Below are 25,125 nucleotides of genomic sequence, written 5' to 3' on the forward strand. Positions count from 1 at the left end.
TCCTACTTTGCACTTCCTGACAGCTTTAGGATTCCGGGGCCTACTACGTCTGATACGGACCCGCCTCGTCCCGGCCGGTCGACCTGGCCTGGACCGCCGGATCCCGCTGGCATGTAGAGGAAGCGTTCCAGCAGGCCAAGAACGAGGCCGGGCTCGACCACTACCAGGTCCGCGACTATCGGGCCTGGTACGCCCACATCACCTTGCCGATGCTCGCACTGGCCTACCTCGCCGCCTCGAAAACCATTGCCGCAAAGGGGGACCCGGAGAACAGGCCGCAGACATGATCGCACTGACACTACCCGAGATCCGCCGCCTGCTCGTCGCACTCGTCCTCACCACCTCTCACGGCGCCGATCACATCTGGACCTGGTCCCACTGGCGACGACGCGGCCACCCACTCGACTGATCCGCGAGTGCCGTTGCAGTACTAGAACCTGTTGCAGTGCTCGAACTGGCAGTTGACAGGGAGTGACGGCCACCACATACTCGTACCTCAAGTACCTAGTACTTGGAGTAGCATGCACGGAGGTGGTCATGGTCGTGTACCCGATCACGACTCTCGCAGTCGGCTGCTCTGCTGATTTCGAGGCGGTCGAATCCTTCGATTCGACCGCGCGGACGGAGCGACTGCTCCGGTCCTCGGGCGGAAGTTGAGAAATGAGACGGGAATCTGTGGTGGTCCCTTTACGTAACGAGTTGTCCGTGTCCGTTCGAATAGTACGGCACAACTTCTCCGATACGGTGGTTTCCGGATTGCGAACCTTCGGTCGGACCATGCGGGTAGCTTCGGCATCGGCTGCGGGGACGGCAAGCGATGTTGTCCGGTTGAAGTTCCAATGGCGTGAAGCTATCCAGCAGGCGTGGTATCTGATCACGGTGACTGCACTTCCCGCAGTGCTTATGGCTATCCCATTCGGAGTAATCGTCTCCGTTCAGGTCGGCAATCTGATTCACCAGATCGGTGCGGATTCTCTGCTCGGAGCGGCCGGCGGGTTGGGCGTGATAAAACAGGGAGCGCCCATGGCGACAGGCCTTCTGTTGGGGGCGGCCGGTGCGGCCGCGATTGCGGCAGATCTGGGCGCGCGAAATATTCGCGAAGAGATCGATGCGATGCGCACCATGGGGATCAGTCCGATGCATCGTCTGGTTATCCCGCGGATGGTGGCGATGGTTTTCGTCGCTCCGATGCTGAATATCCTGATCATCTTCGTCGGCGTCGTTGCGGGATACGCGGTGGCAATTGGTCCGCAGGGTGTCACGCCCGGTAGTTACTGGGGAACCTTCGGATCATTCACGACTGTCGCGGATATCGGGGTATCAGTCGTGAAATCGGTGCTGTTCGGGTTCATTGTCGTCGTGGTCGCCTGCCAGCGTGGCTTGGAGGCGAAAGGCGGACCTCGCGGAGTCGCCGATGGGGTGAATTCGGCGGTCGTTCTATCCGTCGTCTCGATTGCGATAGTGAACCTACTGATAACGCAGCTGGTTGCGATGTTCCTCCCCACGAGGCTTGCGTGATGTTTGAGCTGAAATTCACCCCTCCACGTGTGGTCAGAATTCGACGGTCCGCGGTACGCCTCGCGCGCATCCTGCCGATCGAGGCAGTGGGGTTCGTGATCGGGTTCGCGTGGCAGGCATTGTCGGCGATACCGTTCACGCTCAAGCGGTACCGCGCCGAGACGATGCGGACAATCACGGACATAACCTGGGGGCAAGGGTCCATCATCGTCGGCGGAGGAACGGTTCCGATGCTGGTCGTCCTGGGGCTCGTCATCGGAGGCTCGGTGGGCGTCGAGTCCTTTTCGACCCTCGATCTCATCAGTATGGGGCCGGTGACAGGCATCGTATCGGCCTTTGCCAACACCCGAGAGCTCGCTCCGATCGCCGCCGGCGTCGGGTTCGCCGCACAGGCGGGATGCCGTATCACCGCGCAGATCGGATCGATGCGGATTTCCGAGGAAATTGATGCACTGGAATCCCTCGGATTGCGATCGATACCTTTCGTCGTGACGACAAGAATCATCGCAGGCGCGGTCGCGATCGTCCCCACCTTTTTGATAGCCCTCCTCCTCAGCTATGTCGCCTGCCGCACGGTGATCGTTCAACTTCATGGTCAGGCTGCAGGGGTCTACGATCACTACTTCTATCAATTCATAAGCGGCTGGGACATGACCGCAGCAGTGATCAAGGTCCTCGTATTCGGAACTGCGGTAATTCTGATCCACAGCTATCAAGGATTCTTCGCGGTAGGAGGCCCGGAGGGTGTCGGGATCGCGTCGGGCCGGGCGGTTCGGGCGAGCTTCGTCGCCATCATCGGACTCGATATGGTGTTGACAATCTTGTTGTGGGGCATCAATTCGTCGATCGAATTCACGGGGTGATATGGATGCCTAGTTATGAACTGCCCGGGGTTACGTCGACTAAACGGGGATCCATACTTATAGGCTGCCTGGTGTTGCTGATCGCTCTTACGGTCGCCGCCACAGGGTTTTTGATCCACGAAACGCGCCGCGATACACGAATGGCTGTGATCTTGCGCACCGAGAACATCGGTGACGGTATCGGTGTGGGAACTCCGGTTCGATATGACGGCGTGGACGTCGGATCTGTCGCGAGGGTGGATGCAGACGGTATCAACACGAAAAAGGTGACGTTGCTGCTCGACCGGGCACATCTGATCGGCTTGACCGACAACCTGTTCGTCAACTATTCGCCGTCAAACCTTTTCGGAATCAGCGAAGTGGCGCTGAAGGAGGCGGCCGGCGGTGTTCCGCTGCGTGACGGCATCGTCGTCGACCTGACCGGACCGCGCTCGAATCGGCAGCAGGACGCAACCATGGGCGTCCTGATCCGCACCGTCGCGGAAGCCACCGGCGACCTTTTAACGCCACGCCTCACCGAAGTGCTGATGCGGCTTTCGGAGACCTCGCGACAGTTCACTCCTCTGATGGAAACCATCGTCTCGATGTCCCGGATGGTCGCCGAAACCCAGAAGATGCCGCCTTCCTACCTGTTGGATCAATATGGCTCGATGTTGGTCGGCGCCGGCGCGATGTTCGACGGAACGGTAGGACTCATCAGTCGGCTCACCCGAATCGAGATTCTGAACAGCCAGCGTGGACTGTTCGACGCCACGGTCAATACCGTAGGCGAGAAGTTCTTCCCCGCGCTCGCAAATACTATCTTCACGGCTAGAAACTATCTCTCGGACTATACGGCGATGTTGGTCCCGATCCTTTCCGCGGCGAGCAGCATGGTTCCGACTCCGGAGGTGTCGAGTGCGCAGCTATCCGAGATTCTTGCTCGATTGGGAAATTCCTTTACTCAGACTCCGGATGGCCCGGTGCTCAATCTGAAGGTGATCGTCGACTCGTTTCCAGGGCTTGCTACTCCATTGCTGGCATCCCTGCCCAAATCGGATGCTGGGGCTGATCGATGAGTAATGCGCGAAGGCTTATTTACGCGAGTCTGAAACTTGCCGTCTCGGCAATTGTGATAATCGTTCTTCTTGTGGTCATCGTGCAGGCGGTCCAGCGACCGGTACAAGGCGGGACCACCGAGTATTCAGCAGCGTTCACCGACGTCAATGGTCTGAAGTCTGGAGACGACGTCCGCATGGACGGCGTCCGTGTGGGAAAAGTCGATGCGATCCGACTCGACAAGGGTCGGGCCGTCGTGAAAATGCATTTGCAGAATGGCCACCATTTATATGAGAGCACGGTGCTCGCGATTCGCTACCAAAGTCTGATAGGGCAAAGGTACGTCGATGTCCAGCAATCTTCGGGTCTCGCCGATAAGTTGGCATCAGGAAGCGTGATCGACGTATCGAAAACTATTCCATCCTTCGATATCACCTCGCTGTTCAATGGATTGGAACCAGTTCTCGGTGAACTTTCGCCGGGTGCTATCAATAAATTTGCCGAGAATATGATCTCGGTCATCGAGGGCAATGGATCAGGTGTCGGATCGGTTTTGGACTCGGTTCAGACTCTCTCCAGCTATGCGGTGGACAGGCAGGCCCTCATCACAACTCTGGTTGCCAATCTCAAACAGATATCCGATCACATCGGCGGGCACTCGGCGCAACTGATCCGGCTCGTTTCCGAACTTTCTACGGTTGTCAACACATTGCGAAGCAAGGTGGACGGGATCGTCGAATTCGCCCTCATGGCCCCCGATGTCATCGCGCCGTTGAACAGTTTGCTGGCATCATTTGGGCTGACTACCGGCAGCAACCCTGATGCGGATTCGCTGCTGCGTACGGTGCTACCGGACCCGGAACAGGCGGTCGATGTCCTGAGGAAGCTGCCGACACTCATCCAGACGTTGGACGCATGGGTCCCGCCCAATGGTCCGACCGTGAACCTCAACTGTTCAAACGGCAAAGTCGCGGCACCCTCTCCGTTTCAGATCCTGGTCGGTGGTCAGAGGATTTCGATATGCAAAAGCTAATTATGTGGTTTTGGGGATTTTCTCAGAAATTCCGCACCAAGTTCAGGGCCATGTGGCGTGCCGACCGGGAATTACGCTGGGGGGTGCTGGGAGCGGCTTTCGTCGGGCTTTTGCTGCTGGCTAGTGCGATCGTCTATGTCGTCCCCATCGGTAAGTCGACCTATTGGGCCGATATGTCCGAGACCGGGCAAATCAAGGTAGGGGACGACGTTCGGATCGCAGGAGTCCCGGTCGGTACCGTGAAATCTATGGAGTTGGGCCGCCGGAGCGTTCGAGTCGGATTCACCGTAGATCGAGGAATATTCATCGGCGATCAGACGACGCTCGATATTCGGATGCTCACCCTGATCGGAGGGCATTATATCGCCGTTACTTCGGCGGGAAGCTCGCCTCTGCGCTCTACGATTCCATCGGAAAGGATTCGTCTTCCGTACAGTCTCGCTCGGGCCTTTCAGGACGCTGCGCAGCCGATCGGCGAAGTCGATGGATCGACGTTGCGGCAAAATCTCACGATGCTCAACAATTCGCTTACCAACGGCCCAGCGGGGATACGAAAAGCCGTCGACGCGTTCTCCTCTCTCGTCGACGTCCTTGATCGCCAGAATCGAGAGATATCCGAAACGCTTGCCACTGCCGATGAATACATCGGAGCAATAAATAAGTCCAAGGCGATATTGGGCGGAATGATCAACAGCGTCAACCTGATGGAGACCGTTGGTCTCGACAAACAATCCGAAATCTACGAGGCCGTTCGGCTCATGGACGAGCTGTTGTCACGAATAGCAGCTCTCGAACCGGTGTACCGAGCGCGCTTGGAGCCGGTCGCCAAGAGTCTGGCCGACGCCATTCCCGAGCTGGAGCGTCTGGGCGGGGAGATGGGCCAGGTCGTCACCAATACGAAGGATCTGCTGTCGCGACTCCAGCCGGTCGCGGCCTCCCGAGACGGCGTCGTCGTCGACCAGTCCGCAACCGTGATCGACGCGCCGGCAGTCTGCATTCCAGTTCCAGGAAAGGATTGCTGAATCATGAATCGTTTTCTGGCCTCTCGCGGATTCATGTCGGTGCTGGCGGTTGTGATCCTGTGTCTGATACTGCTCATCGCCTATTTGACCCTGATCACGCCACCGAAGAAGATGCGCAGTTACTGCGCCAACATGCCCGACACGGTCGGCTTGTATGCCGGAAACCATGTCACCGTTCGCGGGGTCACGGTGGGGACGGTGACGCGCATCGAGCCACGGGGTGATTCGGTGTATGTCGCGTTCGACGTGGAGGCGGATCATCCGCTGCACGGTGATCTGGCGGCAACCACTCTGTCCGACACGATCGTCGCAGACCGCTCGCTCGCGCTTATCGAGGACAGCGATGCCGCCGCGGAGTGGGATTCACACCGCTGTATCTCGCGAACCATGACACCGAAGAGCATGACGCAGACGCTCGACGCGGTGGGCAAGCTCAGCAGTGAACTCTCCAATGGAAATGCCCCGGGGCAGCAGGGGCAGCTTTCCGATGAGATCTCCGCCCTCGATACCGCTCTGTCGGGCACCGGTCCGGAAATGAACGACACGATCATGAGGCTCGGCCGCGCGCTCGATTCACCAAATGCGGCGATCGGGCATATCGGAGCACTCACCGACTCGATGCGCTCGTTGACCGACAGCGTTGCCGGAGGATGGGGGGACATCGAATCCATGATCACGCGGCTGGCACCCGGTCTCACGGTCATCGACCATGGAATCTTCCAGCGCACGGTATCGATCATCGACTCGTTGCGGACCATCGTTCCGTGGCTGAACGAACTCACGACGATGTTCGGCAAGCAGATTCTTCAGGTTCTCGACGCGACCGTGCCACTGGCTCGCCTCGCGGGCGCCAACGTCGGATCCTTGAAGGACATCGTCGACATGACTCCGCCGCTCGTTCAGGCATTCCGAGACGTTTTGGATCCCAACAGCGGCAAGCACGTGCTGACCTATGCGTCGCCCCGGGTGGCGTTGCCGCAACCGGACGCGGACAAGGTGTGCGCGGCCGTAGGCGTCATCGCGCCCGGGCGTTGCGATTCCGCCGTGGGTGGTCTGACGAATCTTTCCCTGGCCGGTGTGGTGCTGGGCGCAGCGGGGGCACAGCGATGAATCAGCGTAGGAATACAGCTGCACGGACGCCGCGTGGACACGGGCGGCGCGCGGTGTTGGCGGCGATCGCGGCGATTGCGGCAGCCTTGTGCCTGGTCTCAGGTTGCGGATTCGACCCGTCGGCCGTCTCCGTCCCAGGATCGGGTATCGCCGGGCCCAAGTACGGGCTGCGGATCGAATTCGCGAACACCCTGAACCTGCCCTCCCGGGCAAAGGTGACGGTCAACGGTCTTCGCGCGGGGATCGTGCGCGACATGACGCTGATCGATGCCGGAAATGGACACGACAGCTATGTGGTCGTCGACGTCGACATCATGTCCTCTGTCCAGCTGCCTGTCGGTACGACGGCCGAGCTGCGGCAACCCACGATTCTCGGCGACGTCTCCATCGCGCTGACCACACCGCCGTCCGGTGGTGGGGCGACCCTCGCGCCCGGGGCAACCATCGGGCGTGCCCAGACGAAACCGCTGCTACAACTCGAGGACACGATGAACGTGATGGCGGCGTTCGTGCAGGGCGGAGGGATTCAGCGGGCGCAAGAGATCATCAACCGCGCGAATGCGATCCTTCCCTCCGATCCCAAGGACACAGCTTCCATATCAGAGGTTCTGGGTTCCGATATCAAAGACCTGGCTGCGCACGTGGACGCTGTTGATTCTGTGCTCGATGGACTGCGCGGTGATACCGAGGTCATATTGCGCAGAACTCCGGATCTGGACTATCTCCTTACCGACGCCGGGGTCGACCAGGCAGCCGCGTCTATGACCTCGATGATCGGACTGATCACGCTCTACGACGGATTCAAGCTCCTGACCGAGTCGCTGCGCTGGGTGGGGCCGTTGGCACAGTCCGGCGCAGCGGCTGCGCGAGCGTTCGTCCCGCTGCTCTTCACGTCGCGGCCGCTGGACCTCTCTGCCCCTTCGAATTTGAACAAGATCGTGTCGATTCTTCACGACGAAGTCATTCCATTTGCCGAACATGAACCGAAGGTCAATATCACGGGGGTTCAAGTGGGAAACGATTCCGGGGCAGCTCGAGTGTCCGACAATGATCGGATAAACAGTATTCTCACAGCGTTGCACGCGATCGGAGTCGTCCGATGAAGCCGAGTTCGGTCATCTCGCTTGCCGCGATTGCGTCGGTACTGGTCTTCGGTATCGGTTATCTGGCAATCGGTGTACTCAGAATCGAATGGTTCAGTACCCGTACACACGTCACCATGGCGCTGCCCGAGGCCGGAAGCTTGAAGTCGGGCTCGCCCGTATTATTGCGGGGGGTCAAAGTGGGAAGGATCGTTGCGATCGAGAAGGCTGTTCGCGGAGTCGAAGTGAAACTGGATCTCGATTCCGCGTACCGAATACCTGCCTCCGGCACCGCGACCGTCGAAGATCTCTCGGCGCTCGGCGAGCCGTATATCGAATTCGCGCCGAAAAGCAGCGACGGCCCCTACCTCAGGGATGGCCAGCGCCTTGAATCGGCACAGGTGGTGTTGCCGCGATCGATACCTGACGTCGCGCAAACAGTCACCGACTTGCTGAAACAGCTGAACCCGCAGGCAATCAGCGACATCGTGAGAACACTGGATCAAGCCTTGACAGGAACGCAAGCGGTGATGCCCAAATTGGCTGCGTCGACCACTCTGCTCTCGGAAACGATTCTCAGCAGGTCACCCGCGATTCGGCAGATTCTCGTGAACCTGCAGACCATGGGTTCGGACATGGACTGGGCCGGGCCGTCCATGACCGCCGCGGGCCCACTGTGGGAGGAAGCGGGCACTTGGGGTGCGCTCATCGCCGATTCCATCGCCCGGCTGGCCAGAATCGGCAACATGCCCGAGGACTACATGCAAGGAAACGGCGTCGTCCCATTTCTCGGGAAGGTGGGTGACTATCTGGATCGCATCGGGCCCGAGCTGCGGCAGCTGGCACCGACCATTCAACCGCTCGCCGAGAGTGCGAAGTCGTCCATGCCGCAGATCGACCTCAGCGATCTGATCGCACGCGCACTGAGTGCGACCGGCGAAGACGCGATACAAGTGCATATCGGCGTCAAGTAATCCAGACATGGTGAGTGACAGGAGTGAATCAATGCTTACCGAAACCGTCGCAGAGACCGATGAACGCGAAAAGGAATCCCCAGCGAAGAGCCGGAATACCGGGAAGGTCAAAGCCGCGGAACGGCGAGAGGGGGCGTCTCGCGGGGTGACGTTCTCGATCGGCATGCGTTCCATTCTCGTCGGCGGGGTGATCGCTGTGCTGATCGTCGCATTGTCTGCAACCATCCCTTTGTGGCTGACCGCAAGAGGCGAGTTGCATGATCGTGACGTTGCCGCAGCGGCGCAGAAGCATGCCGAGAGGGTTGCTTCGGATTATGCGATCGGCGCGTCGAATATTGACTACCACAATTTCGACAATTGGGTGCACAGCCTGAAGTCGAATACTTCGCCTGCGCTGTCCAATAAGTTCGACGCCACCGCGCCTCAGCTGAAGGACATCATCGTCCCGCTCAACTGGACTTCGAAGGCAACGGCTATCAGTTCCGCTTTGAAGTCGGAGAACGCCGGGGTCTACGTGGTCAACGTCTTCTTGAACGTGACTTCGACCAGCGCGCAGACGCCCGAGGGGGCGCAAACCACCGTGACCTACACGGTCACAGTGGACAAGAACTCCGATTGGAAGATCACCGATGTCGGTGGCGTCGACGCGGCTCTTCCCGCGAAATAGATGATGCGATCCTGATAAGGAACAGAAGATATGACATCAACATCCGTAACAGTGGCGCGTCCGCACCGGTACGTTTTGAAACGAACAGTCGACCCGACCCTGCAGATCGCGGAGTGGGGATCGGCGACACCACGGGTGACGATCGTGCTCGCGCACGGGCTGGCGTTGTCTCTCGAGAGCTGGGAGGACGTGGCCCAGCTCATCGTCGCGGCCGATCCAACCGTCCGCGTCCTCGCCTACGATCATCGCGGGCACGGCGAATCTCAGGTCGGGGCACCGGCGACGCTCGAGATTCTCGCCGACGATCTCGCGGACGTCATCGACCGGCTGGTACCGACAGGCCCCATCGTCGTCGGCGGTCACTCGATGGGCGGAATGACGTTGATGGCCTTGGCGGAACGGCATCCCGAATTGGTCGCCGCCCGAATCGCCGGTGTCGCGTTCGTCGCGACCGGTGCCGGCGACATCCTGCGGCACAGGTCGCGCAACAGATTCTGGGCGTGGCTGCTGTCGCTGGCGTTGGCCGCGGCACCCTTCCTGGTCATTCCGACACACCCGCTGTTCGTCACCCGCCAGCTGACCCGCGGTGTGCTGTTCGGTGCGGGATCCTCCAGCCACGACAGGAACCGGGCGATCAGGCAGTTGGCTCGCAGCGATCCCCGGACCGTCGCCGCTCTCACGCGGTCGATTCTGTCTCACCATCGTTACGCGATGCTCGAGCGATTCGACTGCCGCTCTGTCGTCCTGGTGGGCTCGCGCGATCAGCTGACACCTGTGCACCACGCTCGCGCAATTCGTCATCGCCTCAGCGATTCCTTCCTCGCTGTGTATCCGAGGGCAGGCCACTACCTGCCGTATGAGCGGTGCGGTGAGGTTGCCGCCCACCTGCTCGGATTGACCCTGCCCTCCGTGGCTACCGAGCGTGACGCCGCATGAGCGCACGCGACACACCAACGCCGGCTTGATCGAATATTGGGGAGCGCCGATGCTGAGCACGATGATGGACGAGCAACTGTCGCTGGCGACGCTATTGCGCTACGCCACCACTTTCCAGAGAGACAGCACGGTATCGACATGGACCGGTGACGGCGTTCGGACCATGACCTACCGCGAACTCGGGCTTGTCGGGGCCCGGCTGGCGAACGCGTTGCGTGACCTCGGCGTCAGGGCAGGCACCCGAGTCGGCACCTTCATGTGGAACAACAACGAGCACATGGCCGCTTACATCGCGGTTCCCGCGATGGGCGCGGTGTTGCACGCCTTGAATATCAGGCTCTTTCCCGAGCAGCTGATCTATGTCGCGAATCATGCCGAGGACGAGATAGTGCTCGTCGACGGCTCCCTGGCCCCGATGTTCGCACGGTACCTGCCCTACCTGCGAACCGTGCGCCACGTCATCGTCATCGACGACGAGAAGCCCGAGATCGCCGCGCCCCCTGGCGCAGTGATTCATCGTTGGGCCGATCTGCTTGCGGCGCAACCGGATACGTTCGAATTTCCTGAGATCGACGAACGCTCGGCAGCGGGTATGTGCTACACGTCGGGAACGACCGGTGATCCGAAAGGCGTTGTCTACTCACACCGCTCGAACTGGCTGCATGCCATGCAGGTCATTTCTCCCAACGGAATGGGCTTCAGTGCGGCGGACACCGTCCTTGCGATCGTGCCGTTGTTTCATGCCAACGCCTGGGGAATCCCCTACGCGGCCCTCATGTCGGGTGCGAATGTGCTGATGCCGGACCGCTTTCTGCAAGCGGAGCCGCTGCTCGAGATGATGGCCGCGGTGCGGCCGACCTTCGCAGCGGCCGTACCGACCATCTGGTCAGGGGTTCTGGCGCGCTTGCGGGAGCAGCCGCAGAACATCTCACACCTGCGGACGGTCGTTGTTGGAGGTTCCGCGGTCCCGGAGTCGATGATGCGGGCCTTCCAGGAGGAGTACGGGGTCTCCTTGCTTCAAGCGTGGGGTATGACCGAGACCTCCCCGCTCGGTTCCGTGGCACATCCTCCCGCGGGGCTGGACGACACGGCGGAGTGGGCATATCGGTCGACCCAGGGGCGTTTTCCCGCCATGGTGCGTGCGCGGCTCGTCGCGGCGGACGGGACCGTCGTGCCCAATGACGGAGAGTCCTTGGGGGAGTTGGAAGTCCGCGGACCCTGGGTCACCGGTGCCTACTATTCGCCCGGCGGAGGCTCGGTCGACGCCGAAAAATTCGACGACGGGTGGCTTCGTACGGGTGATATCGGGAAGATCAGCGCGGACGGGTTTCTCACGCTCGTCGATCGGTCGAAGGATGTCATCAAGTCCGGCGGGGAGTGGATCTCGTCGGTCGATCTGGAGAACGCGATCATGGGCCATCCGGCGGTCGCCGAGGCGGCTGTGATCGGCGTCTCGGACGAGACTTGGGGTGAGCGTCCGCTGGTCGCGGTGGTCCGGCGTCCGGGGGTCTCCGCGGAGCCGGAGGAGTTGCGCCGGTTCTTGTCGGGGAGTTTTGCGAAATGGCAGTTGCCCGAACGCTGGGCATTCATCGGTGAAGTCCCCAAAACGAGCGTGGGAAAGTTCGACAAGAAGCGGTTGCGGGCGCAGTTCGCCGCGGGTGAACTCGTGGTCATAGTGACCGAATAGTCGAGGCACGAACGAACGAACCGCCCGGATATCGTGCCGGGCGGTTCTGCTTTCCTGGAGCGGCGCTGCCATCGCAGCAGTTTCGGACGTCTGCCGCCGGTTCAGCCGTCGACCGACACCCTGGAGTTGGATAGACGTTTCCGCATAATGCGGCACCCACGGGAGGCGCTGGCCGCGAAGAGGTGGTGTCAATGTGCGGGTTCAGGAGTTCGTTGACCGATCAGGTCCAGGACTTTGTTGTCGGGTTCATCACAGCCGCAACGGTTTTGGGACATTGTTGACGGTCGGTCGTTGATCATCTTCGGGTGGTCGACGAGGTTGACGGTGAAAGCCGGGTTCCGGACCAGCGGCAGTGGCGGGCCGAGCATCGGTATCGCGCCGTGCGTGAGGTGCTCGACGGCGCGCCGGTGGCGGAAGTGGCACGTCAGTACGGGACTTCACGGCAGGCGTTGCATACGTGGCTGCGCCGATTCGAAGCCGACGGGCAGGCGGGGCTGGTCGAGCGGTCGCGGCGGCCCAAGACATCGCCGACGCGGTTGCCGGCGGAGCTGGAGTCGATGATCTGCGAGATGCGGCGGGTGCATCCGCGGTGGGGTGCCCAGAGGATCGCGCACGAGCTGGCGGTGCGTGGCGTCGCCGAGGCTCCGTCGCGCAGCACGGTGTATCGGGTGCTGGTCCGCAATAGTCTTGTGCAGCACCAGGAACAGAACCATCGGCGCAGCTATCGACGCTGGCAGCGTGAGGCGCCGATGCAGCTGTGGCAGCTCGACATCATGGGCGGCCTGTTCATAGCCGACGGTCGGGAAGCGAAGCTGGTCACTGGCATCGACGATCACTCGCGGTTCATCGTGATCGCCCAGGTGATCGTCGAGCAGTCCGGGCGAGCAGTCTGCCAGGCGTTCACCGAGGCGATGAACCGTTACGGTGTTCCGGCGGAAGTGTTGACCGACAACGGAAAACAGTTCACCGGCCGGTTCACCAAGCCGTTTCCGGTCGAGGTGATGTTCGAGCGCATCTGCCGGGAGAACGGCATCCTGCAACGACACACCAAACCGCGCTCACCCACTACGACCGGGAAAATCGAAAGGTTCCACGGCAGTTTGCGCCGGGAACTACTCGACGACTGCGGCCCGTTCGAATCGCTGGCCGCCGCGCAGCGCGCGATCGACGCCTGGACGCATGTCTATAACCATTCACGTCCGCACCAGGCGCTGAAAATGGCCACGCCGTTCTCTGTGTTCCGGCCAGTTCCCGGCATCGAACCACCACAAGAGCCGGCCGTGACCGAGCCGCCGCGAGTTCCGTTGCCCCAGCCTCGATTCCACGACGAGGACACGTCGATCGAGACCCAACCGGTCGAGCTCGACATGGTCATCTCACCGGCCGGGCGGCTCTGCCTGCCCGGCGCCAAGAGCGACATGAAATTCCCCGCCGCGCTCGGCGGACACCCGGTCACGGTCTGGGCCGGAATGCACAGCATCCATGTCACCCTCGCTGGCGAGATCATCCGCACGCGGCAGTCTCGCCTGACGGTCGAGGATCTGGCGGTTCTGCGGCTACGGGGCCGCCCGGCCGGGCCCGAGCCGTCGGGTTCTGCGGTCCCGCGTGGCGCTGTTCCGACCGGCACCGCAGTCGAGATCGACCGGATCGTCACTCGCGACGGCGACGTCACCGTCGCCGGACAACGACTCAAGCTCGGCATCTACCTATCCGGGCAACAGGTCACGCTCCGGCTGGACCGCCACCTGGCCCACGTGATCGCCGACGGGCACCTGGTCAAGACGCTTCCTTCACCGATTTCCCCGGAACAGGCCAGCCGCCTCAACGGATCGCGCGCCGTCACAGGCCCGCTGCCGCCGGCCCGGCAGGGCGCGATCAAGCTCATACGCACCATCCCTGCTGACGGCATCACCCAGGTGGCAGGGCAACGGCTCCGCGTCGGCCGCGCGCACGCCGGCAAGACCGTCGTCGTTCTCGCGGAGGACACCGTCTTCAGGGTCCTGCACAACGACATCGAAATCAGCACGCACGTCCGCAAATCCGACAAGCGGATCACCTACCTGCGAGCCACCCGCCGACCACGCGGCAAGGATGTCCCGAACCCGCCAACCTGAACCCTGAACCTGTCAATGAAGTCCCGAACCTGTCAGAGATCCCCTGGACCCGAAACGTCAAGGAAGTCCTGAACCCTCACACTGTGCGGGTTCAAAGGCTTGGCGTATCGGGGCCCGTTGCAGGCAGCCGTCCGGGTTCTGCCTGGGGCCAGCGGAATCAGAACCAATGCCCCCACGAGGCTGATCAGCGACAGTGCCAGCACTGAGTGCTGAACTCCGGCCCAGAATGCGGTCTTCGCGTAGTCGGCGAGCGGCGCGGCGGAAGGCCCGGCACGTTTGGCGACTTCGAGTGCCCCGGCGAGCGAGCTCCGCACGGGCCCGCGAGCCGGTTCGGGAAGATATTGCATCGCATTCGCGATTCGGGAGCTGTAGTTCGCTGACAAGATACTGCCCGCTACCGCAATCCCGATCGCCGCGCCGATCTCCCGCGTCGCGTCGTTGACCGCCGCCGAGACTCCGTGCTTCTCGGCCGGCGTGTCCATCATGATCGCGTTGGTCGACGGCGCCGCGGAGATGCCCAGGCCCGCGCTCATGATCAGCAATGGCCACAACACATCCACGTAGGACGAATGGGTGTCGAGTCGGAGCAGTGCGACCAAGCCGATCGCGATCGTGAGGAGTCCCGCCGCCGTCGTCATCCGAAGTCCCACTCGTGCGGCGATCGTCGGCGACACCAACGACATCGCGACAAGAGGGACCACCATCGGCGCGAGAGCGACGGCCGATTTGAGAGGACCGAATCCCAGAATGAGTTGGAAATGCTGAACCAGCAGGAACATCACACCGAAGGTGACCAGAAACTGGATGGTGATGGACAGCGCGCCGCTCGCAAAGCCCCGGCGACGAAAGAGCCGAACATCCAGCAACGGGTTCTCGGCTCGGAGCTCGGTCAGGATGAACGCCACGATACTGAGCACTCCACAGCCCCCGAGGATGAGGACGCGAGTATCGGTCCACCCCCTGGACGGGGCCTCCATCACCGCGAACACGGCGGTGCCGATGCTCAGTACCACCCAGAACATGCCGCGAATCTCCAGTCGTGGCCTGTCGGAGTCCTGCGATTCGGGCACCGTGAAGGCGAATGCCAGCAGTGTCAGGGCAACGGCGGTCATGCCCAGGAAGATCGAATGCCAGGACCATCGAATCAGCAGCAGCCCGGATCCGACCATCCCGATGACGCCGCCCGATCCGGCGACACCCGCCCATACGCTGACCGCGTGTGCTCGCCGCGCGTCTGGCAGGCTCGCGGTCAGTATCGACAGCGTGGCCGGCATGACGAACGCGGCTCCCGCCCCCGCCACCGCCCGGGACGCGATCAACCAGGCCGGATTGTCGACGATCAGTGGTATCGCCGACGCGGCCGCGAAAACGGCCAATCCGATCGTCAGGACCCGCCGACGGCCGTAGCGATCGCCGATCGCCCCTCCCGGCAGTACGAGACAGGCGAGGACCAGCGTGTATCCGTCGACCATCCAGGTGAGCGCCCCCTGGTCCGCTCCGGTGTCGAGGGCTACGGCAGGTAATGCAGTGTAAAGCGCGGCCATGGCGGCTACCACCAGCGCCACAGCGGCGCACGTCACCACCAGGGTCCAAGCCGCCGACCTTCTTATGGCCGAGAGGTCTCCGAAACTGATCATCTTGTTCTTTCGCTGCATGGTAAGTCGTATTCGCCGTGGCTGCGTCTCGCAGGTACGCCGCGGCTCAGCTCTCGGTTCCTTCGATCTCCTCCAGGGAGGACGGCACGTGATAGGGCGGGCGGCCGCGGCCCTGGATCCGATACCGGCCCCAGAAGTCTCGGTCGCCGAGCGTCGCCGCCGCCTCGCCTCCGGACGTCCTGATCACCACCGATCGTCTGCGACCCTGCAGCAGTTCGTCGATGGCGTCGTTCTGGCGCACGCGCCCATACCAGCAGAAGCGGCCGTCGATGGGTTGGAAGAAACCGCGGAGCTCGACCTGAACATCGATCTCGTGGCTTGTGATGATCACCGTCGCGGGGCCGATGAAATCCGAATCATCGTGCGGTCCATGGGTATTCATTGGAACTACCTCCTTGTAGTGAGATCCCCGTCGGACTGCGCGGCAGGTCGACTTCGGTAGAGCGGACCGATGCTCGCGAGTCGGGGACGAGATGGCGCCGACTGCTTGACAACCGGGTCCGCCGTGGCTCAAAGTTACCTCATACTCGGAGTATCCGCTACTTGCCGTAATGGCAACTTTGGACGATCCGAGTTGCCGTGGCGGGTGCACGGACCCGTATCGGATACATCGATGCCGAAGTCATCGGCCTAGTCGAAAGATGGACAAATGACCACGAGTGAAGTTCGGGCGCCGATCATGAAATCACCGGCCGTCACTACCGACGGCATGGCGCGGGTAAGCGGTCGTCGTCCCGTCGATCTGCAGCGATCGGCAGGACGGTTGCTCAAGGCATCCGCCGAGAAGTTCTACGACGCCGAAGTCGACATCGATTGGGAAAGCCCATGGATGCCGGACAAGGGGTGGTTTCCCGAGCACCGCCTGTCGCTCTACGGCACGTCGCTGTGGAACCGGCTATCCGACGAACAGAAGATCGAGCTCGGCAAACACGAACTCGTCAGCATCCTGAGCTTCGGAATCTACGCCGAAAACCTGCTGAGCATGGCGCTGCTCAGGTTGAACACCACCGGCGACCTCGTCGACAACAAGGCGTTGTATGCGCTCGCGGAGGTCGGCGACGAGAGTCGGCACTCCACGATGTTCGCGCGATTGATCCTGAAGACAGGGATCGCGCCCTACAAGCTTCCCCGAGGGTTCCTGTCGCTGGCGAAGATCCTGCATTTCATCCCGCTCGGCCCATCCATCCAGGGCGCGACCCTCTTGATCGAAGAGATACTCGACCGCGCGCAACGTGAAGCGATGAACGATGAACGACTGCAGCCGCAGGTTCGACAGCTGATGCGAATCCATGTGCTCGAGGAAGCCCGCCACATCACGTTCGCGCGGAGCGAGCTGGTCGAGGGAATGCGGGCCCGAGGGCGATTCACGCGGGCATGGCATCGAGGTGCCCTCGCCGTCATCGCCAACTTGGCGTACCCGATTCTGATCAACCCCAGGCTGTACCGGACGATCGGGGTGCACCCGCTGCGGGGGTTCATCGCTTGCCAGTTCGGCCCGCACTATCGGGAAAATCTCCAGTTCATGTCGGAGCCGATGATTCGATTCTTCGATGACGCCGGCATGATCGAAGGTCGCTTCACGATGTTTCTGTGGCGCCTGACGAGGAGCCTCCCCGAAGACATCGCGCAGCGATGACGAAGGCCGCGGCGCGATGAGCCGTTCACCTGCCGCGCGCCGCGGACCCCTCAACCGCGACCCCTTGTCGCAATTCCCCACGCGACCCGCATCTCGCGGTCGTGATACAGACCTTTCTGCGGTTCGCCCTTTCAGCGGCAACCCGCACCGGCCGGAGGAAGCCGATGAACAAGACCCGTTCTGCAAAGAACACACGCAAGACTGACGGCTCCGCGAACAGTGGAGCACAGGCCAGGGTGCATCGCACCGAAGTTCTCATTGTCGGAAGCGGATTCTCCGGCATGGGGATGGCGATTCAGCTGCTCAAAGCCGGAATCGACGACTTCTTGATGATCGAGAAGGAAGACGAGGTCGGTGGAACCTGGCGAGACAACACCTATCCGGGATGCGCATGCGACGTTCCGTCGCACATGTATTCGTACTCTTTCGAGCCCAAGCCGGACTGGAGTTATCTGTGGGCAGGCCAGGAAGAGATTCAGGAGTACCTTCGAGGTATTGCACAGAAGTACGATCTGTATCGTCGTACCCACTTCGGTCGGACGCTGCAATCCGGATACTGGGATGCCGGTGACTCCACGTGGCACCTGGTGACGTCGGATGGACACGAATACGTATCGCGATTCCTGGTGTCAGGGGTCGGAGCGCTGCACATTCCCAGCATCCCTGAAATCACCGGGCAAAAGAAATTCTCCGGGGACGTCTTCCACTCGGCGCAGTGGGACCACGAGGTTTCATTGCGGGGCAAACGTGTCGCGGTGGTCGGGACCGGAGCGAGCGCGATCCAGTTCGTTCCCGAGATCGCCAAGGTTGCCGCCGAACTTCACGTCTACCAGCGGACACCGGCGTGGGTGCTGCCCCGGCGGAACATCAAGATCCCGCGCCCGGTGCGCGCCGCATTCACCCACGCGCCGATTCTGGCGAAGGCGTTGCGGGCGGCAGTGTATTGGTCGGCCGAATCGCTATCGATCGGTTTGAACGGGCACTTCAATCTCATGCGTCCACTCGAGAACATCGCGAAGTGGAACATCGCGCAGGGAATCGATGATCCGGCATTGCGTGCAAAGCTCACGCCCACCTATCGCATCGGGTGCAAACGAATTCTCGGATCCAGCGAATACTATCCGGCGCTGAATCGTCCGACCACCACGGTCATCACCGACGGGATCGCCGAGATCACCGAGGATGCGATCGTGTCCAGGACCGGCGAAACTCGACCGGCCGACGTGATAATCTACGCGACCGGATTCCATGTCACGGACGGGTTCGAGAGTCTCCGTCTCAAGGGCGCCTCGGGTCGGGAACTCGCGTCGGTCTGGGCTGACGAAGGCATTCAGACACACCTCGGAATAACCACGGCTGGTTTCCCCAATTTGTTCTTCTTGCTCGGGCCGAACACCGGTCTCGGCCATAATTCCGTGGTCTTCATGATCGAGTGTCAGATTCGATACATCGTCTCTGCCATCAGGCTCGCGAACGAACGCGGATCCGGGGCACTCGAGGTGCGCGAGCCGGTCCAGCATCAATTCAACAATGACATTCAGCGGAAATTGGTGAAAGGCGTGTGGAGCAGCGGCGGGTGCACCAGTTGGTACCTCGACGCGCAGGGCGTGAACCGCACCGTCTGGCCGGGTTTCACCTGGCAGTACTGGCGGCGGACGCGGAAACTCGCGGCTGCGGACTTCGCGTTCTTCGGCGAGCGGTCGGTCGCGCGTCGCGGAACCGCGATCGCGAGCGAGTCCGGGAAGGAGAATCAGGCGGAATGAAGGATTTCGGAGACCGCGTCGTCTCGGTGACCGGGGCCGGATCGGGAATCGGGCGGGCGATCGCGCTTCGCCTGGCGGGCGAAGGCGCGCGCCTGGCCCTGGCCGACCTCGATGCTGAACGGGCGGAAGAAACCGCCGCCATGTGCGGCGCGTCCGGTGCTGAGAGCCGACACTACAAGCTCGACGTCGCCGATCGTCTGGCGTTCGAGAATTACCGGAATCGAGTCGTCGAGGACTTCGGCTCGGTCAGCATGGTGATCAACAATGCCGGTGTCGCGCTCGGGGCCGATGTTCTGGAGATGGACTGGAACGACTTCGAATGGCTCATCTCGATCAACTTCTGGGGTGTCGTCAACGGTACGAAGCTGTTCCTCCCGGACCTGATCGAATCGGGTGACGGGCACGTCGTGAACGTGTCCAGTGTATTCGGCCTGATGGCGATACCGAGTCAGAGTGCCTACAACGCATCGAAATTCGCGGTCCGCGGATTCACCGAGGCGCTGCGGCAGGAGATGAGGATCGGCCGTTTGCCGGTCGGGGTGACCTGTGTCCATCCCGGGGGCGTGCGCACCAACATCGTGCGAAATGCGCGGGGTGTGGGCGAAATCGGTGACCAGCAGAAGATTGTGGCCAGCTTCGACCGAATCGCGCTCACCACACCCGATCGCGCTGCGGAGCAGATCCTCAGAGGCGTTCGACGCAACAGACCGCGAGTTCTCGTGGGTCCCGACGCTGTGGGGTTCGATTTCGTCACGCGAGTGGTCGGGCCCAGATACCAGGACCTCAATGCGCCGCTGGCGCGTCTGGGGTACGCAATCGGTCGACGATCCGGCCTCATGAATAGCGAAAGCTGACATCGGTCCGCCGCCCGGGCCGGTATCGCGCCGAACCGGGCGCCGAACCGATATCGATGGAGAGAAGAATGTCCTCGAAAAGAAATATTCCATGCGAGCTAACCGTCAGCCAGGTCGTGCAAGAGACGGCCGACGCGATCTCGATATGGTTCGACGTTCCGGAGGGGCACTGGGAAACGTTCTCATACGATCCCGGGCAGTTTCTAACCCTGCGTATACCTGGTGTCGATGAGGGTTCGTCGGTCGCCAGATGCTATTCACTGTCCAGTTCTCCCCATGCTGAGGACACACTGGCCGTGACTGTCAAACGTACGGCCGATGGCTATGCGTCCAACTGGCTGTGTGATCACGCGGTGCCGGGAATGAAGATGACCGTGCTGCCTCCGAGCGGGCATTTCACGGCGAAAGACCTCGATGCGGATATGATCCTGTTTGCCGCCGGCAGTGGCATTACTCCGATCATTTCCATCATCAAGTCGTCTCTGCTCGAAGGCGGCGGTCACCTGATTCTCTTCTATGCCAATCAGAATGCTGAGAGCGCCATCTTCTACGAAGAACTGCGTCATTTGGCGAATCAGTTTCCGGAGCGATTCAGCCTGATCGAATGGCTGGAGATCCGGCAAGGGCTGCCGGATCGGCAAACGGTGGCCGATCTGTGCGCTGAGCATCGGAACCGTGCCTTTTTTTTGTGCGGCCCGGCGAAGTTCATGGATCTGGTAACCGATGCGGCACATCATGCCGATGTGCCGCATCGAAATCTCCATCGGGAAGTTTTCCAATCGTTGCGCACCGATCCCTTCGATGTCGACAACACCGTCTCGGAATCGATGACTACCGAGCGAGCGCATCTGGTGGTCTATCTCGATGGGGAGCGCGCCGAACTGGATTGGCCGAAAGACATCTCGCTCGTCGATATCCTTCTCAAAGAAGGCTTTTCGCCGCCGTACTCCTGTCGAGAGGGCGGTTGCGGTGCTTGTTTGTGTCGGGTCGTCGACGGCGATGTCGAGATGAAGGTCAATGATGTGCTCGTCGAGGACGACATCGAAGAAGGCGACCGGCTGGCGTGCCAGTCGGTGCCGGTGACGGACAGTGTGACAGTGACATTCGATTGATCGAAGGCGAGTTGTCCACGCCAGGTTTCATCGCTCTATCGGCCGACCGGCACGGTGTGCGGTGGTGGGTCATGTGCACTGGTAGGTCGCATGACCCATGGCGTACCATGGGTGCGATGACAGGTGCGCGGCAGAGGGTTCTGGAGGTCGGGAGCTCGGTGGTTCGGCGAGTTGACGCCCGTTCGAGCCGTTGGGCCGAGCATCGGGTCACGGTGCGGGCAGAGTTGGTCGATGCGGCCTATCGCGCATTCGGCAAGTACGGCCCTGATGCCAGCATGGACGATATCGCGCGCGAAGCCGGTGCTACCAAGCCGAAGCTATATCGTCACTTCAAGGATAAGCAAGGACTTCGCGCGGCCGTCGTCGAGCGTGCGAAAGATCTGATGTGGTCGAATATTCTGGCTTCGAGCGATTTTGCCACCGCGCCGATCGGTGAGGTGATGAGCCAAATTGTCGGACAGTATTCGGAATTGGTCGATGAGCACCAGAATGTCTTCCAGTTCCTCGTGCGTAGCCACTTCGATGATAATTCATCGGAAACGGACCAGGCTCTTGAAGACGCCCGCGAGTTGGCGGGCTTCATCGCGGGCCATTTCTCGGCAGTTCTTGAATCACTCGGAGCGGATACAACCGGTATCGATCTTGTAGTTCAATCGATCATCGGCGCGAGCCTGTCCGCGACAGATTGGTGGATAAACTCCCAAGCCGATCCCGAGACCGCAATGTCGCGTGTCGATTTCGCTGATAATCTGAGCGCGATCGTCTGGGGGATCATCGACGCTTCAGCGCAGGTGCGCGGTATTCGTATCGACCCGCGTCAGACACTGCGAATCGAGAACATCGAAACGGTCGACGTGAAGAGCTGAGTCTTAAATCATTGTTCGTTCTGGTCGACTACATCCATCACTTCGTTCGTTTTTCTGGCGGCATTCGCGGCGAGGAAATCGTCCACGAGTACAGTGCAGAACTGTTGATCGTTCGGTAGGCCGGTCACGAGTCGGTTGAAGATCATCGGACCGACGAACTGAGCAACCGCGGTGGTCGCCTCGATCGCGGGACGAAGTGATGCCCGGGCTGCCTCGCTCGCCAATATCGCGTCGAAGGGGCCACGATACTGCTCGATGATCCGGTGTCGCAGTGCCGTGAGGTGCGGCCGTGACGCATCGTCCTCGGTCGTCCGACGGTCCGCTTCGGGGTTGCTCATGCCCATCCACGAGAGCACGGTCAACTGCAACGGTGCCTGATCGATCAATCGGGCCTGGTCGCAAACGAGCGCGACCAGGCGCGATCGTAGTGAGCCGACCTCCGGGGCCGAGGCCACCGGAGGCAACAGTTGCTGGAAGGCCGCGGCGAGTAGTTCGGTACCGGAACCGAAGTGCCGGTAGAGGGTTGCTCGGGCAACTCCCGCCCGGCGAATTACGGCATCGATGGTCACAGCGTCCACGCCGCCCTCAGCCAGCAGTTCGGTGGCGGCATCGATCAGCCGGGCGCGCGAACGAGCCAGTCGTGGATCGGGCTCGCGTGCCTGTGAGGACGTGTCGAGTGGTGCGGGCATCACGCTCCCAGATCGATGGATTCGCCGGCGGCCGGTATCCCAGTATTACCCAACGTTATTATTGAACTAACAGTCTCCCTATGAGACTATTGGTCTCATAGGGAGACGCGTGGTGCCCTCGGGTGGAAACGCGGACATTTCAACTCGACTGATAGCGGAGAGCGGTCATGGATCTCGCGATGACGTGTTTGCTTGGGGCAGGTGTCTTCTGATGACGCGTGCCGAACCAGATGACCTGCTGCGCCAGATGTTGCTGACCGAATATGGCGAATCGGGCCCATACGAGGGCTACCGGTTGTTGCGTGAGACCGCGCCTGTGCTGGTGAGCGCTTCGGGCGTGGTGGTCTTGAGCCGATACGCCGACTGCCAGGCCGCGCTTCGGAATCGTCGACTGGGGAAGGCCGACGAATCGCTGGGATTCCGGCTCACCGATGTGCCGGAGGATCTGCAGCGAACGACATTGCATCGTTTCCGGCGCACAATGCTGTTCCGTAATCCGCCCGATCACGAGCGGCTGCGGCGTTTGGTCGCCGATGCGTTCACCCACCGCCACGTCGAACAGTTGCGTCCCCGAATCGCCGAACGCATCGACCATCTGCTCGATGCCGCGGCGGAGCGCGAACGGATCGACATCATCTCCGAGATCGCATTGCCACTGCCCGTGGCGGTGATCGGTGACCTGTTGGGAGTGCCCGAATCCGATCGCGCGGCGGCCGCTCCGCTCGTGCGGTGTTTGCTCGCGCCGCTCGAACCCGCTTCCGACACTGCGGCAATCCGACGAGCGGCGGATGCGGAAACGCAATTGGTCGAGTATTTCTCGACGCTGTTGGCCGAGAAGCGGACGGATCCGCAAGATGATCTTCTGAGCCGTCTCGCGATCGCGCGGGGTGCGGACGCCCTGGACGAGGATGAGATGGTCGGCTCGGCCATCCTGCTTTTCGCCGCCGGGTTCGAGACGACCACCAATCTGATCGGCAACGGGCTGGCCGCACTGCTCGCCCATCCTGATCAACTCGCCGCACTCCGCGACGAACCGGCGTTGGCGTCGAACGCGGTCGAAGAGCTTCTCCGTTATGACGCGCCGGTTCAGACCAACGGACGCACCGCGCTCGCCGATACCGCCATCGGTGATGTCTCCGTGCCGGACGGAACCGTCGTGCTGATGCTGCTGGGTTCGGCGAACCGCGATCCCGATCGCTATGACGACCCCGACATCCTCGACCTTCGCCGCCGCAATCCGGCCCCGCTGTCCTTCGGGTCGGGAATCCATTTCTGTCTCGGGGCTGCATTGGCCAGGACCGAGGCAATGGAGCTGTTCCCACGCCTTTTGGCGCGATTCCCCGGCTTGGCCGCGGACGGGGAGCCGGTGTGGCGGCCCGGGCTGTCATTCCGGGGTCTGGCGTCGTTGCCGGTGAGTTTGACGTGAGCGGATTGGTGCTCGCCTACCCCCACCGTCTGGGTGGCCATTGCGGTTCCGGCGCCCAGCGGGACCTACTCGCGTGGGCGGGGCTCGGCTGGAACGGGCCACCTTCGGAAGGCTTGACCTTCACCCTCAGCGGCGCGCTCGATTTCAGCTATCTGCGCTCGTCGGAATTGCGCCCTCCTCTCTACCTGGTCGGCCGAGGCTCCGATCTGGAGACCGATCTGCCGACGCGTCTCGGCGCAACCGTGGACGCGCGCTCGACTGACGATCCAGAACTCGGATGGAAGTGGGTGACCAACGAAATCGACTCCGGCCGACCGGTTATGGCGTGGGCGGATATCGCCGAACTGCCGTATCTGCGAGTGAAGTTGCGGATGAGCCGACACGACATCGTCGTGATCGGCTACGACGACGACGCGGAAATCGCCCATGTCGTCGACAACGACCGGGAGCAGACCCAACTGGTGCCCTATGCAGCGCTGGCGCGGGCCCGGGCATCGACGTCCTTCCCGGTTCCGACGAGGCACACGACGTTCCTTATCGAATGGCCGGAAGGTCTACCGCCGCTGCGGAATGTCGCCGCGGACGCCTTCCGTCAAATTGCTTCGACCATGGCCGACCCGGTCGTCAGTCGGGGGGGCACGGCCGGTGCGACCACCGGATTGCAGGGAGTGCGTGCGTTCGCCGAGGATCTCGATCGATGGCGGGCCGCCTTCAGCCCGGGGGCTCTCGACGAGATTCTGCGCTACCTCGCGGCTTTCATCGAGAAGGCCGGCACCGGCGGCGGGCTTTTCCGCCGGTTGCTCGCCGAAGGATGCTTCGAGATCGCCGCTGCGGTCGGCAGCCCCCAGGTTCTGCTCGCCGCGGGTAAGGCGCGAACCTGTGCTGAGTTGTGGACTGCGATTGCGACCGAAGCAATGCGGTCCGATCTGGACCCCGCGGAGCGCCTACACGCCATCCGCGGGATCGCGCACAGCGTCGTCGACGAGGAGGCCAACCTTCGTCGTGCGATCGAGGTGGCGGCCACTGCCCTCGATCGGCCGTCCACGTTTCGCGGAGGTCCACAGTGACAGCGGAATGTGA

The 25,125-nt window shown here is 61.7% G+C and carries 23 protein-coding genes and 1 pseudogene; 21 read left to right on the top strand and 3 right to left on the bottom strand.

What is annotated here, in order from left to right; genetic code table 11:
* Positions 1-80 precede the first annotated feature (80 nt).
* The 14 genes and pseudogenes from A5780_RS42165 to A5780_RS25415 form a co-directional block, all read left to right on the top strand.
* Positions 81-287, top strand: a pseudogene (locus A5780_RS42165) (IS701 family transposase); the annotation flags it as partial.
* Positions 284-409 carry a hypothetical protein gene (locus A5780_RS42620; RefSeq protein ID WP_255407288.1) on the top strand — a complete coding sequence of 42 codons (126 nt, stop codon included), beginning with the start codon at positions 284-286 and terminating at the stop codon, positions 407-409. The pseudogene A5780_RS42165 and the gene A5780_RS42620, both read left to right, overlap by 4 nt.
* Before the next feature lie 251 nt (positions 410-660).
* Positions 661-1,518, top strand: a complete 858-nt coding sequence (locus A5780_RS25360; protein WP_064902008.1) for an ABC transporter permease — start codon at positions 661-663, stop codon at positions 1,516-1,518.
* Complete coding sequence (locus A5780_RS25365) at positions 1,518-2,381, top strand: ABC transporter permease (protein ID WP_064902016.1); 864 nt, start codon at positions 1,518-1,520, stop codon at positions 2,379-2,381. The genes A5780_RS25360 and A5780_RS25365 overlap by 1 nt, the downstream gene beginning before the upstream one ends.
* A 71-nt stretch (positions 2,382-2,452) precedes the next feature.
* Positions 2,453-3,439: an MlaD family protein gene (locus A5780_RS25370; protein ID WP_181064692.1), complete on the top strand. Its 987-nt coding sequence runs from the start codon at positions 2,453-2,455 to the stop codon at positions 3,437-3,439.
* Positions 3,436-4,452, top strand: coding sequence for an MCE family protein (locus A5780_RS25375; RefSeq protein WP_064909785.1), 1,017 nt, complete (start codon positions 3,436-3,438; stop codon positions 4,450-4,452). The genes A5780_RS25370 and A5780_RS25375 overlap by 4 nt, the downstream gene beginning before the upstream one ends.
* Positions 4,440-5,474 (top strand): MlaD family protein, encoded by a 1,035-nt coding sequence (locus A5780_RS25380; protein ID WP_082941117.1) that lies wholly within the window; start codon positions 4,440-4,442, stop codon positions 5,472-5,474. The genes A5780_RS25375 and A5780_RS25380 overlap by 13 nt, the downstream gene beginning before the upstream one ends.
* Before the next feature lie 33 nt (positions 5,475-5,507).
* Positions 5,508-6,584 carry an MlaD family protein gene (locus tag A5780_RS25385; protein WP_181065119.1) on the top strand — a complete coding sequence of 359 codons (1,077 nt, stop codon included), beginning with the start codon at positions 5,508-5,510 and terminating at the stop codon, positions 6,582-6,584.
* 53 nt (positions 6,585-6,637) lie between these two features.
* On the top strand, positions 6,638-7,687 hold the full coding sequence (locus tag A5780_RS25390; RefSeq protein WP_223273897.1) for an MlaD family protein: 1,050 nt from the start codon (positions 6,638-6,640) through the stop codon (positions 7,685-7,687).
* Entirely contained in the window at positions 7,684-8,640 is a 957-nt protein-coding gene (locus A5780_RS25395; protein WP_064909789.1) for an MlaD family protein, read from the top strand. The genes A5780_RS25390 and A5780_RS25395 overlap by 4 nt, the downstream gene beginning before the upstream one ends.
* Positions 8,641-8,671: 31 nt before the next feature.
* Positions 8,672-9,307 (top strand): hypothetical protein, encoded by a 636-nt coding sequence (locus tag A5780_RS25400; RefSeq protein WP_082976717.1) that lies wholly within the window; start codon positions 8,672-8,674, stop codon positions 9,305-9,307.
* Positions 9,308-9,337: 30 nt separating this feature from the next.
* Positions 9,338-10,243: an alpha/beta fold hydrolase gene (locus A5780_RS25405; RefSeq protein WP_064902002.1), complete on the top strand. Its 906-nt coding sequence runs from the start codon at positions 9,338-9,340 to the stop codon at positions 10,241-10,243.
* A 49-nt stretch (positions 10,244-10,292) separates the two neighbouring features.
* Positions 10,293-11,930 (top strand): long-chain fatty acid--CoA ligase, encoded by a 1,638-nt coding sequence (locus tag A5780_RS25410; RefSeq protein ID WP_064909837.1) that lies wholly within the window; start codon positions 10,293-10,295, stop codon positions 11,928-11,930.
* A gap of 305 nt (positions 11,931-12,235) precedes the next feature.
* Entirely contained in the window at positions 12,236-14,044 is a 1,809-nt protein-coding gene (locus tag A5780_RS25415; protein WP_064909791.1) for an IS481 family transposase, read from the top strand.
* 32 nt (positions 14,045-14,076) lie between these two features.
* On the opposite strand, the gene A5780_RS25420 is transcribed toward A5780_RS25415, so the two are convergent.
* Together A5780_RS25420 and A5780_RS25425 are read right to left on the bottom strand one after the other, a co-directional pair.
* Entirely contained in the window at positions 14,077-15,699 is a 1,623-nt protein-coding gene (locus tag A5780_RS25420) for an MFS transporter (RefSeq protein WP_223273898.1), read from the bottom strand.
* Positions 15,700-15,745: 46 nt separating this feature from the next.
* The gene (locus tag A5780_RS25425) at positions 15,746-16,081 is read right to left on the bottom strand and encodes a DUF4873 domain-containing protein (protein ID WP_064902000.1); all 336 of its coding nucleotides are present in this window, start codon (positions 16,079-16,081) and stop codon (positions 15,746-15,748) included.
* Between the two features lie 267 nt (positions 16,082-16,348).
* On the opposite strand from A5780_RS25425, the gene A5780_RS25430 reads away from it, so the two are divergent.
* The 5 genes from A5780_RS25430 to A5780_RS25450 all read left to right on the top strand — a co-directional run bounded on the left by A5780_RS25430 (position 16,349) and on the right by A5780_RS25450 (position 21,930).
* On the top strand, positions 16,349-17,335 hold the full coding sequence (locus tag A5780_RS25430) for a diiron oxygenase (RefSeq protein WP_181064693.1): 987 nt from the start codon (positions 16,349-16,351) through the stop codon (positions 17,333-17,335).
* 164 nt (positions 17,336-17,499) lie between these two features.
* Positions 17,500-19,098: an NAD(P)/FAD-dependent oxidoreductase gene (locus tag A5780_RS25435; protein ID WP_064909796.1), complete on the top strand. Its 1,599-nt coding sequence runs from the start codon at positions 17,500-17,502 to the stop codon at positions 19,096-19,098.
* Entirely contained in the window at positions 19,095-19,952 is an 858-nt protein-coding gene (locus A5780_RS25440) for an SDR family oxidoreductase (protein WP_064909798.1), read from the top strand. Before A5780_RS25435 ends, A5780_RS25440 begins: the two co-directional genes overlap by 4 nt.
* A gap of 68 nt (positions 19,953-20,020) precedes the next feature.
* Complete coding sequence (locus tag A5780_RS25445) at positions 20,021-21,064, top strand: ferredoxin--NADP reductase (protein ID WP_082941119.1); 1,044 nt, start codon at positions 20,021-20,023, stop codon at positions 21,062-21,064.
* Between the two features lie 116 nt (positions 21,065-21,180).
* Positions 21,181-21,930: a TetR/AcrR family transcriptional regulator gene (locus A5780_RS25450; RefSeq protein ID WP_064909839.1), complete on the top strand. Its 750-nt coding sequence runs from the start codon at positions 21,181-21,183 to the stop codon at positions 21,928-21,930.
* A gap of 8 nt (positions 21,931-21,938) precedes the next feature.
* On the opposite strand, the gene A5780_RS25455 is transcribed toward A5780_RS25450, so the two are convergent.
* Complete coding sequence (locus tag A5780_RS25455) at positions 21,939-22,619, bottom strand: TetR/AcrR family transcriptional regulator (RefSeq protein WP_064909800.1); 681 nt, start codon at positions 22,617-22,619, stop codon at positions 21,939-21,941.
* 112 nt (positions 22,620-22,731) lie between these two features.
* On the opposite strand from A5780_RS25455, the gene A5780_RS25460 reads away from it, so the two are divergent.
* A complete protein-coding gene (locus A5780_RS25460) occupies positions 22,732-24,045 on the top strand; it encodes a cytochrome P450 (RefSeq protein ID WP_231983083.1) in 1,314 nt (437 codons plus the stop codon).
* Positions 24,042-25,112, top strand: a complete 1,071-nt coding sequence (locus tag A5780_RS25465; RefSeq protein WP_064909802.1) for a BtrH N-terminal domain-containing protein — start codon at positions 24,042-24,044, stop codon at positions 25,110-25,112. Before A5780_RS25460 ends, A5780_RS25465 begins: the two co-directional genes overlap by 4 nt.
* Positions 25,113-25,125: the final 13 nt, after the last annotated feature.

It is taken from the genome of Nocardia sp. 852002-20019_SCH5090214 (genome assembly GCF_001665865.1).
Lineage (GTDB): Bacteria > Actinomycetota > Actinomycetes > Mycobacteriales > Mycobacteriaceae > Nocardia > Nocardia nova.

Excerpts from the sequence above, each read along its gene's own strand:
- A5780_RS42620 (WP_255407288.1), top strand. The coding sequence starts at position 284 with ATGATCGCACTGACACTACCCGAGATCCGCCGCCTGCTCGTCGCACTC.
- A5780_RS25360 (WP_064902008.1), top strand. The coding sequence starts at position 661 with ATGAGACGGGAATCTGTGGTGGTCCCTTTACGTAACGAGTTGTCCGTG.
- A5780_RS25365 (WP_064902016.1), top strand. The coding sequence starts at position 1,518 with ATGTTTGAGCTGAAATTCACCCCTCCACGTGTGGTCAGAATTCGACGG.
- A5780_RS25375 (WP_064909785.1), top strand. The coding sequence starts at position 3,436 with ATGAGTAATGCGCGAAGGCTTATTTACGCGAGTCTGAAACTTGCCGTC.
- A5780_RS25380 (WP_082941117.1), top strand. The coding sequence starts at position 4,440 with ATGCAAAAGCTAATTATGTGGTTTTGGGGATTTTCTCAGAAATTCCGC.
- A5780_RS25385 (WP_181065119.1), top strand. The coding sequence starts at position 5,508 with ATGTCGGTGCTGGCGGTTGTGATCCTGTGTCTGATACTGCTCATCGCC.
- A5780_RS25395 (WP_064909789.1), top strand. The coding sequence starts at position 7,684 with ATGAAGCCGAGTTCGGTCATCTCGCTTGCCGCGATTGCGTCGGTACTG.
- A5780_RS25400 (WP_082976717.1), top strand. The coding sequence starts at position 8,672 with ATGCTTACCGAAACCGTCGCAGAGACCGATGAACGCGAAAAGGAATCC.
- A5780_RS25405 (WP_064902002.1), top strand. The coding sequence starts at position 9,338 with ATGACATCAACATCCGTAACAGTGGCGCGTCCGCACCGGTACGTTTTG.
- A5780_RS25410 (WP_064909837.1), top strand. The coding sequence starts at position 10,293 with ATGCTGAGCACGATGATGGACGAGCAACTGTCGCTGGCGACGCTATTG.
- A5780_RS25420 (WP_223273898.1), bottom strand. The coding sequence starts at position 15,699 with ATGCAGCGAAAGAACAAGATGATCAGTTTCGGAGACCTCTCGGCCATA.
- A5780_RS25425 (WP_064902000.1), bottom strand. The coding sequence starts at position 16,081 with ATGAATACCCATGGACCGCACGATGATTCGGATTTCATCGGCCCCGCG.
- A5780_RS25430 (WP_181064693.1), top strand. The coding sequence starts at position 16,349 with ATGACCACGAGTGAAGTTCGGGCGCCGATCATGAAATCACCGGCCGTC.
- A5780_RS25435 (WP_064909796.1), top strand. The coding sequence starts at position 17,500 with ATGAACAAGACCCGTTCTGCAAAGAACACACGCAAGACTGACGGCTCC.
- A5780_RS25440 (WP_064909798.1), top strand. The coding sequence starts at position 19,095 with ATGAAGGATTTCGGAGACCGCGTCGTCTCGGTGACCGGGGCCGGATCG.
- A5780_RS25445 (WP_082941119.1), top strand. The coding sequence starts at position 20,021 with ATGTCCTCGAAAAGAAATATTCCATGCGAGCTAACCGTCAGCCAGGTC.
- A5780_RS25450 (WP_064909839.1), top strand. The coding sequence starts at position 21,181 with ATGACAGGTGCGCGGCAGAGGGTTCTGGAGGTCGGGAGCTCGGTGGTT.
- A5780_RS25455 (WP_064909800.1), bottom strand. The coding sequence starts at position 22,619 with ATGCCCGCACCACTCGACACGTCCTCACAGGCACGCGAGCCCGATCCA.